Source organism: Luteitalea pratensis, from assembly GCF_001618865.1.
Classification (GTDB): domain Bacteria; phylum Acidobacteriota; class Vicinamibacteria; order Vicinamibacterales; family Vicinamibacteraceae; genus Luteitalea; species Luteitalea pratensis.
Genome location: NZ_CP015136.1, coordinates 6,555,755 through 6,571,145 on the forward strand (window position 1 = coordinate 6,555,755; position 15,391 = coordinate 6,571,145).

At 67.3% G+C, this 15,391-nt stretch carries 10 protein-coding genes; 5 read left to right on the plus strand and 5 right to left on the minus strand.

All coding sequences use genetic code 11. The features are described 5' to 3' along the window. The first annotated feature begins 45 nt into the window (after positions 1–45). Both LuPra_RS27625 and LuPra_RS27630 read left to right on the plus strand, forming a co-directional pair. On the plus strand, positions 46–2,493 hold the full coding sequence (locus LuPra_RS27625) for a DUF2339 domain-containing protein (protein WP_110173752.1): 2,448 nt from the start codon (positions 46–48) through the stop codon (positions 2,491–2,493). Between the two features lie 232 nt (positions 2,494–2,725). After that, positions 2,726–3,781, plus strand: coding sequence for an HD domain-containing phosphohydrolase (locus tag LuPra_RS27630; RefSeq protein WP_110173753.1), 1,056 nt, complete (start codon positions 2,726–2,728; stop codon positions 3,779–3,781). Positions 3,782–3,909: 128 nt separating this feature from the next. Here the strand turns inward: LuPra_RS27630 and LuPra_RS27635 are convergent, their stop codons facing one another. The 3 genes from LuPra_RS27635 to LuPra_RS27645 all read right to left on the minus strand — a co-directional run bounded on the left by LuPra_RS27635 (position 3,910) and on the right by LuPra_RS27645 (position 10,573). Beyond that, positions 3,910–5,334: a glutamate synthase subunit beta gene (locus LuPra_RS27635; protein WP_110173754.1), complete on the minus strand. Its 1,425-nt coding sequence runs from the start codon at positions 5,332–5,334 to the stop codon at positions 3,910–3,912. Next, complete coding sequence (gene gltB, locus LuPra_RS27640; protein ID WP_110173755.1) at positions 5,334–9,959, minus strand: glutamate synthase large subunit; 4,626 nt, start codon at positions 9,957–9,959, stop codon at positions 5,334–5,336. The genes LuPra_RS27635 and gltB overlap by 1 nt, the downstream gene beginning before the upstream one ends. Positions 9,960–10,342: 383 nt before the next feature. Next, positions 10,343–10,573 carry a hypothetical protein gene (locus LuPra_RS27645; RefSeq protein WP_157899767.1) on the minus strand — a complete coding sequence of 77 codons (231 nt, stop codon included), beginning with the start codon at positions 10,571–10,573 and terminating at the stop codon, positions 10,343–10,345. A gap of 219 nt (positions 10,574–10,792) precedes the next feature. Between LuPra_RS27645 and LuPra_RS27650 the strand changes: the two genes are divergently transcribed. Further along, positions 10,793–11,014 (plus strand): hypothetical protein, encoded by a 222-nt coding sequence (locus LuPra_RS27650; protein WP_110173757.1) that lies wholly within the window; start codon positions 10,793–10,795, stop codon positions 11,012–11,014. A gap of 85 nt (positions 11,015–11,099) precedes the next feature. Here LuPra_RS27650 and LuPra_RS27655 read toward each other — a convergent pair whose 3' ends face one another. After that, positions 11,100–11,600: a PIN domain-containing protein gene (locus tag LuPra_RS27655; RefSeq protein WP_110173758.1), complete on the minus strand. Its 501-nt coding sequence runs from the start codon at positions 11,598–11,600 to the stop codon at positions 11,100–11,102. After that, a complete protein-coding gene (locus LuPra_RS27660; RefSeq protein WP_110173759.1) occupies positions 11,597–11,839 on the minus strand; it encodes a type II toxin-antitoxin system Phd/YefM family antitoxin in 243 nt (80 codons plus the stop codon). The genes LuPra_RS27655 and LuPra_RS27660 overlap by 4 nt, the downstream gene beginning before the upstream one ends. 203 nt (positions 11,840–12,042) lie before the next feature. On the opposite strand from LuPra_RS27660, the gene LuPra_RS27665 reads away from it, so the two are divergent. Together LuPra_RS27665 and LuPra_RS27670 are read left to right on the plus strand one after the other, a co-directional pair. Next, positions 12,043–13,620: an NAD(P)/FAD-dependent oxidoreductase gene (locus LuPra_RS27665; RefSeq protein ID WP_157899768.1), complete on the plus strand. Its 1,578-nt coding sequence runs from the start codon at positions 12,043–12,045 to the stop codon at positions 13,618–13,620. 645 nt (positions 13,621–14,265) lie between these two features. Continuing rightward, positions 14,266–15,354, plus strand: a complete 1,089-nt coding sequence (locus LuPra_RS27670; RefSeq protein WP_110173761.1) for an SPFH and helix-turn-helix domain-containing protein — start codon at positions 14,266–14,268, stop codon at positions 15,352–15,354. Positions 15,355–15,391: the final 37 nt, after the last annotated feature.

Consider the following 15,391-nt stretch of genomic DNA (forward strand, 5'->3'; position numbering starts at 1 on the left):
GTGTGCCGGCGTCCGTAACCCGCAGATTATACTCGGCGGCACACCGTGGAAATCCTGATCGGACTCGTGTTCCTCGGCGCGTCGCTCGCGGTGGCCTTCGTCCTGCCGGTGCTGTCGTACCTGCGCGCATCGAAGGCCTTGCAGCGAGCCGACGCGCTCGCCCGCGACGTGCAGGCCCTGCACGCGGAGATTGTCGCGCTTCGCGCGACGCCTCCCATGACGGCGGCACCGCCGACGCAGTCCGACGCCGGGCCGGCGCGGGCGGCCTGGGTGGCAGAGGTGCGCGACCTCGCCGCCACCCCACCGCCCCCGATGCCAACGGGGTCAATCGAGGCGCCTGGCGAAGCCACGCTCGCAACGCCTTCGCGGGTAGGAGACGTGCTCGACGAGCGCGAGGCACCCTCGCCAGTGCCCACCGCAGCCCCAGCATTGATGGGCGCATCGACGCCGATCGAAGCCGCAACGTCGGCCGCAGCGCTCGCGGCACCCGCGGATTCCCTGCGCCCGATTTCCGTACCACCCATCGGCGAACCCGACGTGTCGGGGCTCCCGAAGGCCGACGGCCGAATGCCGACGGCCGATTCCCTGGAGGAACGGATCGGCGCACGTTGGCTCCTGTACGCCGGCATCGGCTCGCTGGTCCTCGGGCTCAGCTACTTCATCAAGTTCGCGTTCGACAACGGATGGGTGAGCGAGCCGTTACGTGTGGCAACCGGTCTGGCTGCGGGCGGGGCCCTGCTGTGGTTCGGTCAGCGGTTCGTCCGGCAGGGGCTCGCCTTCTTCGGGCACGCCCTGAGCGGTGGCGGGCTCGTCGTGCTGTACGTGGCCATCTATGCCGCCTTGCACGTGTACGGCCTGATTGCGCCACCGCTGGCTTTCGCGGCGATGCTCGCCGTGACTGCGCTTGGCACGTGGCTCGCGGACCGGCACCGCGTGCAGGTGCTCGCCGCGCTGTCGCTCCTCGGGGCCTTCGTCACGCCCGTGCTCGTGGGTGGCAGCGAGGATCGGCAGCTGTTCCTGTTCGTCTACAACGCATTGTTGCTGGCCGGCGCCCTGGCGATGGTCGTGCGCCACGCCTGGGCCGGCATCGCCGTGCTCGCGTATGCACTCGCGGTCCTGATGTCGGCGGCGTGGGCGGCCACCTTCTACCGTCCGGCCCTGGGCCTGCGGACGCTGCTGCTCCTCACGGTGCACCTGGGGATCGTGATCGGGATGATCATCGCGCTGCGACGGCAGCGCGCACGATCGTCGCTGGCGATCCCAGCGTCCTGGGTGCTCCTGTCGGCGCCGCTGCTCTACCACGCGGCGGCGCTATGGCTGATCGGCCGCTCCCAGGGGACGTTCCTCGTCTACCTCCTGGTCGCCACGGTCGCCGGGCTCTCGGGCACGTACCACGCAGGCTGGCGATGGGCTCGCACAATCGTGCTGGTGCTGGTCATGTTGCCGTTCGCCGACTGGCTGCAGCACCTCGCCACGCCCCGTTGGTACGCCGCCGGCATCGTCACAGCGATCGCCCTGTACCTGCTGCACCTGGCCGGCCAGTGGCGCGACCTCAGCGATGACGACCCCGCTGTCCCGGTTCCGCTCTCCGAACTGGTCCACACCCATGCGACGGGGGCGTTCCTGCCGCTGACGCTCTATGCGTTCTTCGCGGAGCACGCGGCCTGGTGGAACGCGCCCATCCTCACCGGCCTGGCCCTGTGGAACCTGGCCGTCGCGGCGGTGCTGCGCGTGCGCATGCCGGTGCTGTCGTCGCAGTTCGTCGCGCTGGGCGCGTCGATCGGCGCGGTCGCCGTCAGCGAATGGTTCGAGGGTCCGCTCGTCGCCATCGGGTGGGCCATCGAAGGCGCCGCCCTCGGGCACACGGCGCTGCGTTCACGCCACCGTTGGCTGGATGCCGGCGCCGTCGGCCTGCTCATCCTGAGCGCGCTGCGGCTGATCGATGCGCTCATCCAGCCGATGGCGGTCGGCACGTGGCCGATCGTCAACACGCGCGCGTTCGCGACGCTGGTCATCGTCGGCGCCATGGCGTGGCTCGCCGCTCGCGCCAACGATGACCCCGACCCCGTCGCAGGTCCCCCCGTGCGTCATGGCCTGATAATCGGCGCCAACGTGCTGGCCATCGCCTGGATTTCCGCCGAGATCGCGCTCGTCTTCGGCGAACGGGCCTACGCGTCGAGCGCTGCGGGGTTGCCCGCGGGTGCCGCGCGCGCGGAGCTGGCGCAGCAGGTCGCGCTCTCCGTGGCCTGGGCGTTGTATGCGGTGGGGCTCGTCGCTGCCGGCTTTCGCCGGGGATACGCCCCGGCGCGTTACCTGGCCATCGCGCTGTTCGCCCTCACCATACTGAAGGTCCTGACCAAGGACATCGCGGAACTCGATCGCGTCTACCGGATGCTCAGCGTGCTCGGGCTCGGGGCATTGCTGGTGGCGGCGTCCTATCTCTATCAGCGCATGGCGGTCAGTCGCGACTCGACCGAATCGGCATCCTCCTAGACAATTTCAAATTTCGAATTTCAAAATTTCAGAATTGCAGGACCACCTCAACGCTCCGATGGTTGGCGGTGGCAGGTGAACTTCTGAAATTCTGAACTCCTGAAATTGGCGGTGCCCCCTGCGATAGCATGAGCGCCGCCCATCCACCTGGCGTGATCCACGGGCGCCAATCCGCCCGTGTGCGTTTTTGACTTTGACAGCGTCGTCGCCGGCGCGTCAGGATCGTCCATCCATGGCGGAGTTCTCGTGGCCCGAGGCGCGCATCCTCGCGGTCGACGATCAGGTTCAGAACGTCAACATCATCGACCGGCTCCTCCGCCGTGCCGGCTTCGAACATGTCATCACGACGACGCACCCGCAGCAGGCACGGCCGCTGTTCGAGGAGCACAGGCCAGATCTCGTCCTCCTGGACCTGCACATGCCTGACCTCGACGGATTCGGCGTCCTCGATCAGCTCGCGCCGCTGCTGCCCGCCGACGGCTACCTGCCGATCGTCTTCATCACCGCCGACGCCGACACGCACCTGAAGAAGCGTGCGCTCTCGCTCGGCGCCAAGGACTTCGTCAACAAGCCGTTCGACGCCACGGAGATCGTCCTGCGGATCCGCAACCTGCTGGAAGCGCGATACCTGTACCTCGCGCTGCAGGCGCAGAACGAGATGCTGGAGGCGCGCGTCAAGGAGCGCACCGAAGATCTCGAGCAGGCGCAGCTCGAGATCCTGCATCGCCTGTCGCGCGCCGCGGACTTTCGCGACGACGACACGATGCAGCACACCGAGCGGGTGGGACGCCTGTCGGCCTCGCTCGCGCGGGAGCTGGGCATGGAGGCCGAGGAGGTGGAATTGCTCCGCCTCGCTGCCCCGCTCCACGATCTCGGGAAGATCGCCGTGCCCGACAGCATCCTGCTCAAAGGCGGAGGCCTGAGCGACGACGAGTTCTCCGTCGTCAAGACGCACACCAGGATCGGCGCACGCCTGCTGTCGGGCAGCACCCATCCGTTGCTGCAGATGGCAGAGGAGATCGCGCGCACGCATCACGAACAGTGGGACGGCACCGGCTACCTCGATGGGCTCAACGGCGAGTCGATCCCGCTGGTGAGCCGCATCGTGGCGGTGGCCGACGTCTTCGATGCACTGACACATGCGCGCGCCTACAAGAAATCGTGGCCGCTGTCGGAGGTGCTCGACGAACTCAAACGTCAGCGCGGGCGCCAGTTCGATCCTGCCGTCGTCGACGCGCTCATGCACATCGTCGGTCGTGGCGAGTTGCCATTGACGCCTAACGACTGACGCTTGGCGTTCTAATCGGCCTTCGGCCCTCGGCCATTGGCCTTGGCATCAAAGAAGGTAGGGCCGGCTCTCCGAGCCCGGCCACTCGCCTACCGAGCATCAAGCATTCGGCGTTTTGGCGTTAAGCGTTAAGCGTTAACGAGGTACTTCCCCATCTGCTCGGCCGCCTGGCGTCCTTCCGCGATCGCCCACACGATGAGTGAGGCGCCGCGACGGGCGTCGCCGGCGACGAAGACATCGGGCGCGGTCGTCTGGCGCGTCACCGCGTCGGCCTTGACGCGGCCCATCACGTCGCACTCGACACCGAGCTGCGTGAACAGCGGCAGGGGCTCCGGGCCGGTGAAGCCCATCGCGAGGAAGATCAGGTCCACGTCCTCGCTGAACTCCGTCCCGGGTACGGGCTCGAACGCCAGCTGGCCATCCTTGCGCACCATCTCCACGCGGACGCCGTGCAGCCGCTTCAGGACGCCGTTCTCGCCTTCGAGCTTCGTCGTCATGATCGCGTACTCGCGCTCGCCACCTTCCTCGTGGGCGGCCGAGACGCGGTAGATGTTGGGCCACTGCGGCCACGGGTCGGAGGGGCTGCGGCTGTCGGGCGGGCGCGGCGCGATCTCGTACTGGCGCACGTTGGCGGCACCCTGGCGGTGCGCCGTGCCAAGGCAGTCGGCGCCGGTGTCGCCACCGCCAAGGATGATCACTCGCTTGCCCTTTGCGTCGAGCGTCGGTTCGTACACCACGTCGTCGCCGGCGACGACCCGGTTCTGCTGTTCGAGATAGGTCATCGCGAGGTGGACGCCCTCGAGGTCCGCCCCCGGCACGGTCAGCGGCCGCGCCTGCGTCGCGCCAACCGCGAGGCACACCGCGTCGAAGTCCTTGCGAAGCTGCTCGCCGGTGAGTTGGCCGCCAACGTCGACGCTGGCCCGGAACTCCACGCCTTCGGCCGCCATCTGCTCCAGGCGCCGATCGAGCAGACGCTTGTGCATCTTGAAGTCGGGGATGCCGTAGCGCAGCAGACCGCCGATGCGGTCGGCCCGTTCGAAGAGCACCACGTCGTGGCCCTGACGCGCCAGTTGTTGCGCCGCGGCCAGGCCTGCCGGCCCCGATCCGACGACGGCGACCTTCTTGCCCGTACGCTTCGCGGCAGGCTCCGGGATGACCCAGCCCTGTTCGAACGCGTTGTCGATGATCGACACCTCGACCTGCTTGATCGTGACCGGCAGGTCGTTGATGCCGAGCACGCACGACGCCTCGCAGGGCGCCGGGCAGAGGCGTCCCGTGAACTCCGGGAAGTTGTTGGTGGTGTGCAGTCGCGCCGTCGCCTCGCGCCAGCGATCCCGGTAGACGAGGTCGTTCCAGTCGGGGATCAGATTCCCGAGCGGACACCCCTGGTGGCAGAACGGGATGCCGCAGTCCATACAGCGGCTGGCCTGACCGCGCAACGACTCCACCGGGAACGGCTGGTACACCTCTTCCCAGTCGCGGACTCGCTCCTGCACCGGACGGCGAGTCGGCGTCTCGCGCGTGAGCTCGAGAAATCCTGTCACCTTGCCCATCAGACTGCCACTCCCTGCAACTCGGCGCGCTGCGCCTCGAGCGCCTTCTTGTAATCGATCGGCATCACTCGCACCAACCGGGCCAGCGTCGCGTCCCAGTGCCCGAGCAAGCGGTCGGCGAGGGTGCTGCCGGTTACCGTGCGGTGACGCTCCAGCAATTCGAACACGTACCGGTCGTCCTCGTGGTCGAGCCCCTCGAGCAGGACCATCTCCTTGTTGCAGCGCTGCGCGAAGTCGCCGTCCGCGTCGAGGACGTAGGCGACGCCGCCACTCATGCCGGCGGCGAAGTTGCGACCGGTGCGCCCCAGGACGACGACCCGACCGCCGGTCATGTACTCGCAGCCGTGGTCGCCGACACCCTCGACGACCGCGACCGCGCCGCTATTGCGGACGGCGAACCGCTCGCCGACCACGCCGCGGATGAACGCCTCGCCGCTGGTCGCGCCGTAGAGCGCGACGTTGCCGGCAATCACGTTGTGCTCGGCGATGAACGTCGCATCGTGCGGCGGCCGCACGATCACCCGTCCGCCCGAGAGCCCCTTGCCGACGTAGTCGTTGGCGTCACCCTCGAGTCGCAGGGTGATGCCGGCCGGGAGGAACGCGCCGAAGCTCTGGCCGGCAGAACCGCGGAAGCCGATGTCGATCGTGTCGTGCGCGAGCCCCTGCCCGCCATGGCGACGACTCACCTCGCTGCCGAGCATCGTGCCGACGGAGCGGTTGGCGTTGCTGATCGGCAGTTCGAGCACGACTTTCTCGCGGTGCGCCAGGGCCGGCTCGGCCAGCGCGATCAGCTCGGCGTCGAGCACCGCGCCGAGATCCACGTGCTGCTTGACGGTCCGGTGCAGCACCGGCGGCGGCGCCCCCTCGGCCCCGAACAGGTGCGCGGTGTCGAGAATTCGGGAGAGGTCGAGCCCTCGTGCCTTCCAGTGATCCACCGCCGGCTGCACGTCGAGCAGGTCGGCCCGCCCGACCATGTCCTGCACGGTGCGGAAGCCGAGTTGGGCCATCAGCTCACGCACTTCCTCTGCGATGAAGTGGAAGAAGTTGACGACGTGTTCGGCCTGGCCGGTGAACTTCGCCCGCAGCGTCGGATTCTGCGTCGCGATGCCGACCGGGCACGTATCGAGATGGCAGACGCGCATCATCACGCAGCCCATCACGACGAGCGGAGCTGTCGCGAAGCCGAATTCCTCCGCCCCGAGCAGCGCGCCGATGACGACGTCGCGGCCGGTCTTCATCTGGCCATCGACCTGCACCGTGACGCGGTCACGGAGGCGATTGGCCACGAGCGTCTGCTGCGTTTCGGCGAGGCCGAGTTCCCACGGCACGCCCGCGTGCTTGAGCGAGGTCAACGGGCTGGCGCCGGTGCCACCGTCGTGGCCGCTGATCAGGATCAGGTCGCTCTTGGCCTTGGCGACGCCCGCCGCAACCGTGCCGACGCCGACCTCGGACACGAGCTTCACGCTGATGCGGGCACGCGGGTTGGCATTGCGCAGGTCGAAGATCAGCTGCGCGAGATCCTCGATCGAATAGATGTCGTGGTGCGGCGGCGGGCTGATCAGGCCCACCCCCGGCGTGGAGTACCGCACCTTGGCGATCCACGGGTACACCTTGTTGCCGGGCAGCTGGCCACCTTCGCCGGGCTTGGCTCCCTGCGCCATCTTGATCTGCAGTTCGTCGGCATTCACGAGGTAGTGGCTCGTGACGCCGAAGCGGCCCGACGCCACCTGCTTGATCGCGCTGCGGCGCCAGTCGCCGTTCGGATCGGGCGTGAAGCGGTGCGGGTCCTCGCCGCCCTCGCCGCTGTTGCTGCGGCCGCCGATGCGATTCATCGCGATGGCAAGCGTCTCGTGCGCCTCCGCGCTGATCGAACCGAAGCTCATGGCGCCGGTCGCGAACCGCTTGACGATGGCCTCGACCGGCTCGACTTCCTCGATCGGCACGGGCGGACGCGTGCCGGTACGCAGGGTGAAGAGGCCGCGCAGGGTCGCCTGCTCGCGGCCCTGATCGTCGACCGTCTTCGTATAGTCGCGGAAGATGTCGTACCGCTTCGCGCGCGTCGCGTGCTGCAGCTTGAACACCGTCTCCGGGTTGAAGAGGTGCAGCTCACCATCGCGACGCCACTGGTACTGGCCGCCCGGCACCAGCTCGCGCTCGACCAGCGGCGCAGGCGTCCAGGCGCGGGCGTGGTTGAGCAGCGCCTCCTGGGCGACTTCCTTCATGCCGATGCCGCCGATGCGCGACGGGGTGTTGGTGAAGTAGCGATCCACCAGTTCTTTCGAGAGCCCCACGGCTTCGAAGATCTGCGCGCCGCGGTAGCTGGCGACGGTGCTGATGCCCATCTTGGACATCACCTTCACCACGCCCTTCTCGACGGCCTTCAGGTACTTGCCCTGCAGGTACGCATCGTCGACGTCGGGTTCGGCCAGTCCCATGTCCTTCAACTGCGCGAGCGACTCGAGCGCGAGCCATGGGTTCACGGCGCTGGCGCCGTAGCCGATCAGGGTCGCGAAGTGATGGACCTCGCGCGCGTCGGCGGTTTCGACGATCAACGTCACGCGCGTGCGGGTGCGCGCCCGTACCAGGTGGTTCTGGAGCCCGGCAACGGCCAGCAGCGCGGGAATCGGGCACTTCTTGGCCGTCACGCCGCGGTCGGAGAGCACGAGCACCTTCGCGCCGTTGGTGATCGCCGTGTCGGCCTTGGCGAACATGGCACGAATGGCCGGCTCCATCCCGTCGGGGCCGTCGGCCACCGGGAACACCATGTCGAGCACGGTCACGTAGAACGGCTGGTCATCACGCGACGTCGGCAGCAGGCGACCGGCGCGGTCATAGCGCTGCAGCGCCTTGAAGCGCGCCATCTGCGAGTTGTCGAGGAACGGGCTCTCGCAGAGGATCATCCGGCAGCTCTCGGGCTGCGGATCGAGCATGTTGCGCTCGGGGCCGATGGCGGTCCCGACCGAGGTCACGAGCTTCTCGCGGATCGCGTCGAGCGGCGGGTTGGTGACCTGCGCGAACAGCTGCTGAAAGTAGTCGGGCAGCGGCCGCGCGCGCCGGCTGAGCACGGCGATGGCCGCGTCGTTGCCCATCGAGCCGATCGGCTCCTCGCCCTTGAGCGCCATCGGCGCCATCAGGACCTTGATGTCCTCCTGGGTGTAGCCGAACGCGTGCTGCAGCGTCCGCAGGGACTCGCCGGTGTGCGGCGCCGGCGTCTCGGCCGGCTGCAGCGCCTCGAGCGGAACCAGGTGCTGGCTGACCCACTCCTGGTACGGCTTCTCGGTCGCGATCCGGTGCTTGATCTCCTCGTCGGCGATGATCCGGCCCTCGGCGAGATCGACGAGGAACATCTTGCCGGGCTGCAGGCGGCCCTTCTCGATCACCTGGTTCGACGGCACGTCGAGCACGCCGACCTCAGATGCGAGGATGACGTAGTCGTCAGCGGTCACCCAGTAGCGGGCGGGACGCAGGCCGTTGCGATCGAGCACGGCGCCGATCTGCACGCCATCGGTGAATGTCACGCAGGCCGGCCCATCCCAGGGTTCGACCAGGCAGGAGTGGTAGGCGTAGAACGCCTTCTTCTCCTCGCTCATCGTGTCGTGGTGCTCCCACGCCTCGGGCACGAGCATCATCACCGCGTGCGGCAGCGATCGGCCCGACTGCACGAGCAGTTCGAGCACGCTGTCGAGGCAGGCCGAATCGCTGAGGCCCTCGCGGACGATCGGCAGCACCTTCTCGAGGTCGTCGCCGAACAGCGACGAGGAGAGCATCGCCTCACGGGCGCGCATCCAGTTGATGTTGCCGCGCAGCGTGTTGATCTCGCCGTTGTGGGCGATCAGGTGATACGGGTGCGCCAGCTCCCAGCTGGGGAACGTGTTGGTGCTGAAGCGCGAGTGAAACAGGGCGAGCGCGCTCGTGGTGCGCGGATCGTCGAGATCGGGGAAGTAGTCACGCACCTGCGGCGGGGTGAGCATCCCCTTGTAGGTCAGCGTGCGCGAGGACAGTGACGGCACGTGGAAGTACTTGGTGTCGTCGATGCCGCTCGTGCGGATGGTCGTCTGGTACCGCTTGCGGATCACGTACAGCTTGCGCTCGAACGCGGCGGCGTCGGCCACGTTGGCTGCCGGGGCCAGGAACACGTGGTCCATCACCGGCTCGACCGACCGCGCGGTCTGCCCGAGGCTGCGGTTGTTGGTCGGCACCCGCCGCCAGCCGAGGAGCTGCTGCCCCTCCTGGCGCACGACCATCGCGAAGATCAACTTGGCCAGCGCGGCGGCTTGCGGGTCGGGCGACGAGAAGATCAGGCCGACCGCGTACTTGCCGGCAGGCGGCAGCTCCGCAAGCGGTTTGCCATCGTCAGGCGTCACGATGCGGCCTTGCGCGCACTCTTGCTCGAACAACGCGTGCGGAATCTGGATCAGGATGCCGGCGCCATCACCGGTGTTGGGCTCGGCACCGGTGGCACCGCGATGCTCCATGCGCTCGAGCGCCTTCAAGCCGCGATCGACGACGTCGTGCGAGGCCGTCCCGCGCAGGTGCGCGAGGAACCCGACGCCACAGGCGTCGTGTTCAAAAGACGGGTCGTACAGGCCGCTCTGCGGCCGCCGGGCCAACTGCGTGTTGTCCATTGGGCACCCCGCTCACCGGGAGACCGGCGGGGACACGTCCCGCCGGGTAGTGATGCGTGCGAGCAGTGTATGCCACGGTCAAGAAGTATGCGTTCAGCTTATGGATGAAATGCGGGCAGCTTGAAGCAGGCCCATAGGCTCATTAATGAACGTGAAGATTTGATTAGGCAGACACGGGGCCGGGGACCGGGAACCGGGGACCGGGGACCGGGTGCACGGTCGACCGCCGACGAACACAGAACGTCGAACGCCGAACGCAACTCGGGAACGGACGAGTCGAAACCGCGGATCGCGGATCGGGATCGCGTCGAGCAAGCTCGACGCCTACACCCCGGAATGTGTAGCCGCCGACCTTGGTCGGCGGACGATGGCCCGATTGTGGGTCAGTTCCTGCGTTGCCGCCCGGCGCGGTGGTCGTGCGTCATTGACGGCATTCGCGGCATGCCGGCATTGCGCAGGCTCTTATACCCCCTGGTTACCGGGCCCCTGTTTCGGGTACCGGGACGCGGATTGCGACGCGTCAGCACGTAGCCGTCGACCTTCAGGTCGACGGTCAGCAGGCGCGAGGAGTTGCCGCCGACCCTGGTCGGCGGCGCGCGATCCGTTCTCGACATTTCCGGCATTCCGGCATTCCCGGCATTGCGCAGGCTCTTTGTGGTCCTCCGGGCACCGGGGCTCGCGGATCGCGTGCCGGGTGACTGACCGCCAATCCCGCCGCGCCGCGAAGTCGTGGCGGTCCGTTCTCGACATTCCCGGCATTCCAGCATTCCAGCTTTAATCTGGCCCTCACTGCCGCGCGGACCGGATTGGGCTCGACAGAGTAGGATGACCGCATGGCAAACGATGCAACCGCAAGGGCCGACGCGAAGAAGCGCGCGCAGGAGAAGGTGGCGCAACTGAAGCAGCGCCTCGCGAAACAGGACGGCATCGCGGCGCCCGACGCGCACGCTGGCGAGGACGCCGACAAGGCCGTGGTCCCGGCGCACGTCACCCGGGCCCAAGCCCACCCTGCGGCCAGGACCCAGCGCCCGCAAGGCAGGCGCGAGGGCAAGTAAGACGGGTACCGGGTACCCATTCCCGATTCCCGAGTCGCACCTCCTGAGCGCACACCCGTGATGACCTGCGAAGGGAATAGCAGGATCAGCGCAACCAACCGAGCGGCGGGTAGGGATCGCTTGCCGGCCTGTCCACCGAAGCCTTGGCAGAGGTGGACCGGTCCGTCGACCGATCCGACGCCGTGTACGGATTGACCACCGTAAGGCCTCCCCAATTGAAGCCGTCCTGCAGGTCCTCGGACAACAACAGGCGGCAGCCGGCCGCGCCCGCCGCTGCGAGGATGACGGCATCCCAGGTGCTCAATCCGTGGTGCGCAACGAGCCGCGCCGCTTGCACGACGATTTCGGCGGACGTATCGACCACTGGATACGCGTTGCGCCAGGCAAGGACCGCCTCCTGGGCATCGGCTGGTGATCGCCCCGCCTTGCGCACCAGCAGGTTGAACAACTCACCGAGCGCCTGTGCGGGAATGACGACATCCCCAATCGGGGCCGCCTCGAGCCAGGTGTTCGTCGTCGCCTGACGCGCGCCGCCATTCACTCCCTCGGCGTACGCGAGGATGTTGGTGTCGAGGGCGACCTTCACGGCTCGTCGTACAACTCGTCGCGCGTCCAGGGTGGCGTCTCGACCGGTCCCGTCTGCCGAAGGCGGTCGAACAGCGCCCGCCGCGCGACGGCGATCCGCTCATCCTCCGCCGTCATCGGCACCAACCGCGCCACTGGTTTGCCGTGCGACGTGATCACAGTGGTGTGCCCCTCACGAGCGCGGCGGAGGAGCTCGGAGAACCGCCGGTTGGCATCGGCGGCCGAGACTTCGGCATCCATGGCCGACAATATCGTGATTTCCACTACATCGCACAATGGAAGGCGTCCGCGACGGCCGGCTGGGGCAGCGGAGATGGCCGGCTGGGACAGCCGGCCCTACCTAAAGCCGAGCGCGATAAGATCGCGGCCCTGGTGAGGGCGAATCCCGAGCACCGAGTTCCCGACTCCCGACTCCCGACTCCCGTTCCTGACGGATGCCCCTGATGACCTACGACGTGATCATCACCGGTGGGGGCCTTGCCGGCCTCTGCCTCGCTCGCCAGCTGCGTCAGGAACACCCGGACATCAGAGTCCTCGTCGCCGAGAAGAAGAAACATCCGGTGCCGGAAGCCGCCCACAAGGTCGGCGAGTCCAGCGTGGAGATCGGCGCGCACTATTTCTCGAAGATTCTCGGCCTCGAGACGCACCTGGTCGAGCGCCAGCTGTACAAGCTCGGCCTGCGGTACTTCTTCACCGACGGCGACAACCGTGACGTCACCGGGCGCATCGAACTCGGACCGAAGACGTTCCCCGGGATTCCGTCGTTCCAGCTGGACCGCGGCCGACTCGAGAACTTCCTGCTCGAGGAGGGTCGCAAAGCCGGCATCGAGGTGCTCGACGGCTGCAAGGTGACGTCAATCCAGTTCGGCGACCCGCACCACCGCGTCGAGATCACGATCGATGGCCAGATGCACGCGTTCAAGGGCCGCTGGGTGGTCGACGGCAGTGGCCGCGCCGGGCTGCTCCGCCGCAAGCTCGGTCTTTCGCGGCCGGCCTCGCACAACGCCAACGCCGTGTGGTTCCGCATGAGTCGTCGCCTGAAGATCGACGAGTGGTCGGGCAAGGACGCGTGGCAGTCGTGGATGCCGGCGCAGGAACGGTGGATGAGCACCGTGCACCTGATGGGCAAGGGGTACTGGACGTGGCTCATCCCGCTGGCCTCCGACAGCCATAGCATCGGCATCGTGGTTGACGAAGCGCTGCATCCCTACCAGACACTGAATCGCTTCGACAAGGCGATGGGCTGGCTGCACGCGTTCGAGCCGCAGTGTGCGGAGATGCTCGAGGCGCACCGCGGCGATCTCGACGACTTCCTCGGCTTGCAGCACTTCTCGCATTCGTGCGCGCAGATGTACTCGGCGGATCGCTGGGCGTTGATTGGCGAGGCGGGCGTCTTCACCGACCCCTTCTACTCGCCCGGCTCGGACTTCATCGCCATCGGCAACGACATCGCCGCCGAGCTGATCGGCCGCGATCGCCGGGGCGAGGACATCACGCACCACGCCGCGTTCTTCAGCCACATGTACCTGCTGCTGTTCCAGGCGTTCATGAAGCTGTACGACGGGCAGTATCCGATCATGGGCAACGCCCAGGTGATGACCGTCAAGGTCGCGTGGGACAACGCCTGCTACTGGGCGATTTCGGCGCTGCTCTATTTCCGTCGCAAGTACCGCGACATGGTGTACATGCAGCAACTCGAAGGCCTGCTCACGCGCTTCTTCTTCCTGCACGCGCGCATGCAGACTCGCTTGAAGCAGTGGAGCGAAACGGATCAGGCCAGCTACGGCTACCAGCAGATGTCGCTGCTCGACATGCCCTACCTGCACCGCCTTCAGGGTCAGCTCTGCGACGGCATCGACGACGCCACGCTCACCGCACGGCTGCACGAGAACGTCGCGGAGCTGGAGCGGTATGCCGAGGTCATCGTGCAGATGATCGCTGGCAAGACCATCGATCGCCACGCCGGCGGCTTCGAGAACGGCGCGGTGTTCCAGCTGCAAAGGGTGTCGGTCGCGGTGTAGGCTCCGCCGGGGTTGTGGCTTCGCCTCGATCCGCGGCTTCGGTGGGAATGCCGGAATGCCGCGAATGCCGGAATGTCGAAAGCCCTCGGTTTTTCAAGTCCGGATTGTAGGAGTCGACCTTCAGGTCGACTCGTGAGTCGGCGGTGCTCAGGAGCAGGGCGCTCCCGACAGAGCGGTGCGGCCGTGGAGGCGCCTGCCAGGCGCGGCAAGTCCGCGAGCGACGCACGCAAGGCCGCCGCAGACGTCTCGGCCTGTTGTTGCAGGCGCTGGGTCTCCTGCTGTCGTGCCAGGGCCGCATCCTGCTGGATCAGGAGCCACTCCAGCCACCCGAGCGCGCCCGCGGACACGATCGCGACGGCGACCAGAGCCAGCAGCAACTGGCGATGTGGGTGGAGCCAATCACGGAACCGCATCTGCGGCCGAGCGTATCTCGTTCGTGTCACCCGAGCATGCGGGTAGTGTCACGTGAATGTCAGAGACGGTTTGGTAGGGACGCCTCTCCGAGGCGTCCATCACCTCGATGTCACCATCCCCAGACACTCCCCAGTGTGAGGAGATGGACCGCTCGGAGAGGACATGGACCGCTCGGAGAGCGGTCCCTACCTGGCGTGAGTACAATGAGTGCGCTACGGAGGCAACTGAACGATGGGGATTTTCGACTTCATCAAGGGACAACTGCTCGAGGTCATCGAGTGGACCGACGACTCGCGCGACACGATTTCGTTCCGGTACCCGGACGATGACAAGGCGATAAAGAACGGCGCGCAGCTGATCGTTCGCGAATCGCAGGTGGCGCAGTTTGTCTACCTTGGCGAGTTCGGCGACACGTTCGGCCCGGGCAAGCACTCGCTGGTCACCGAGAACATCCCCGTCCTGACGAAGCTGAAGTCGTGGAAGTACGGCTTCGAGTCGCCCTTCAAGGTCGACATCTACTTCGTCAACACGCGGCTGTTCACGGGCAACAAGTGGGGTACGAGCAACCCCATCATGCTCCGCGACAAGGACTTCGGTATCGTCCGCGCGCGCGCCTTCGGCACCTACGACTTCAAGGTCACCGATCCGAAGCTGTTCCTGAAGGAAGTGGCCGGGTCGGACCACAACTTCCGGCTCGACGAGTTCGCCGACACGATGCGCTCCCGCATCGTCAGCATCTTCAGCGACGCCCTGGCCACGTCGGCCGTGCCGGTGCTCGACGTGGCGACGCGCTACGGCGAACTGGGCGAGGCGCTGTTGCCGCTGATCAACCCGCTGACGTCGGCCAAGTACGGCATCGAGATCGCGTCGTTCATCGTCGAGAACGTGTCGGTGCCGCCGGAGGTCGAGGAGGCGATCGACAAGCGTTCGAGCATGGCCGCCATCGGCAACCTCAACGACTTTGTCAAGTATCAGATGGCCAAGGGCTTCGAGAGCGGTGGCGGTGCCGGGGCCGCAGGCATGGCGTCCGAACTCGCGGTGGGCTTCGGCATCGCCCAGCAGATGATGCAGCAGGGCCTGGCTGGCGGAGCGCCGCCGACGCCGCCGGTGGCCGGCGGTCCCGCGGCCGTCCCGGGTGCCGCTCCTGCGGCAGCGGTGCCGACGGTCGACCTGCTCGGTGTCGCCGACGTCGCGAAGGTGCTCGGCGTCTCCGATGCCGACGTGATGGCGGTGATCGAGGCCGGCGAGTTGAAGGCCAAGAAGATCGGCACCACGTACCGCATCACGAAGGCCGCGCTCGACTCGTACCTGGCCAACTGATTCACTTCGTCGGTAGGGCCCGCTCTCCGAGCGGGCC

Coding starts and splice junctions, on each gene's coding strand:
- LuPra_RS27630 (WP_110173753.1), top strand. CDS start 2,726: ATGGCGGAGTTCTCGTGGCCCGAGGCGCGCATCCTCGCGGTCGACGAT.
- LuPra_RS27635 (WP_110173754.1), bottom strand. CDS start 5,334: ATGGGCAAGGTGACAGGATTTCTCGAGCTCACGCGCGAGACGCCGACT.
- gltB (WP_110173755.1), bottom strand. CDS start 9,959: ATGGACAACACGCAGTTGGCCCGGCGGCCGCAGAGCGGCCTGTACGAC.
- LuPra_RS27645 (WP_157899767.1), bottom strand. CDS start 10,573: ATGTCGAGAACGGATCGCGCGCCGCCGACCAGGGTCGGCGGCAACTCC.
- LuPra_RS27650 (WP_110173757.1), top strand. CDS start 10,793: ATGGCAAACGATGCAACCGCAAGGGCCGACGCGAAGAAGCGCGCGCAG.
- LuPra_RS27660 (WP_110173759.1), bottom strand. CDS start 11,839: ATGGATGCCGAAGTCTCGGCCGCCGATGCCAACCGGCGGTTCTCCGAG.
- LuPra_RS27665 (WP_157899768.1), top strand. CDS start 12,043: ATGACCTACGACGTGATCATCACCGGTGGGGGCCTTGCCGGCCTCTGC.
- LuPra_RS27670 (WP_110173761.1), top strand. CDS start 14,266: ATGGGGATTTTCGACTTCATCAAGGGACAACTGCTCGAGGTCATCGAG.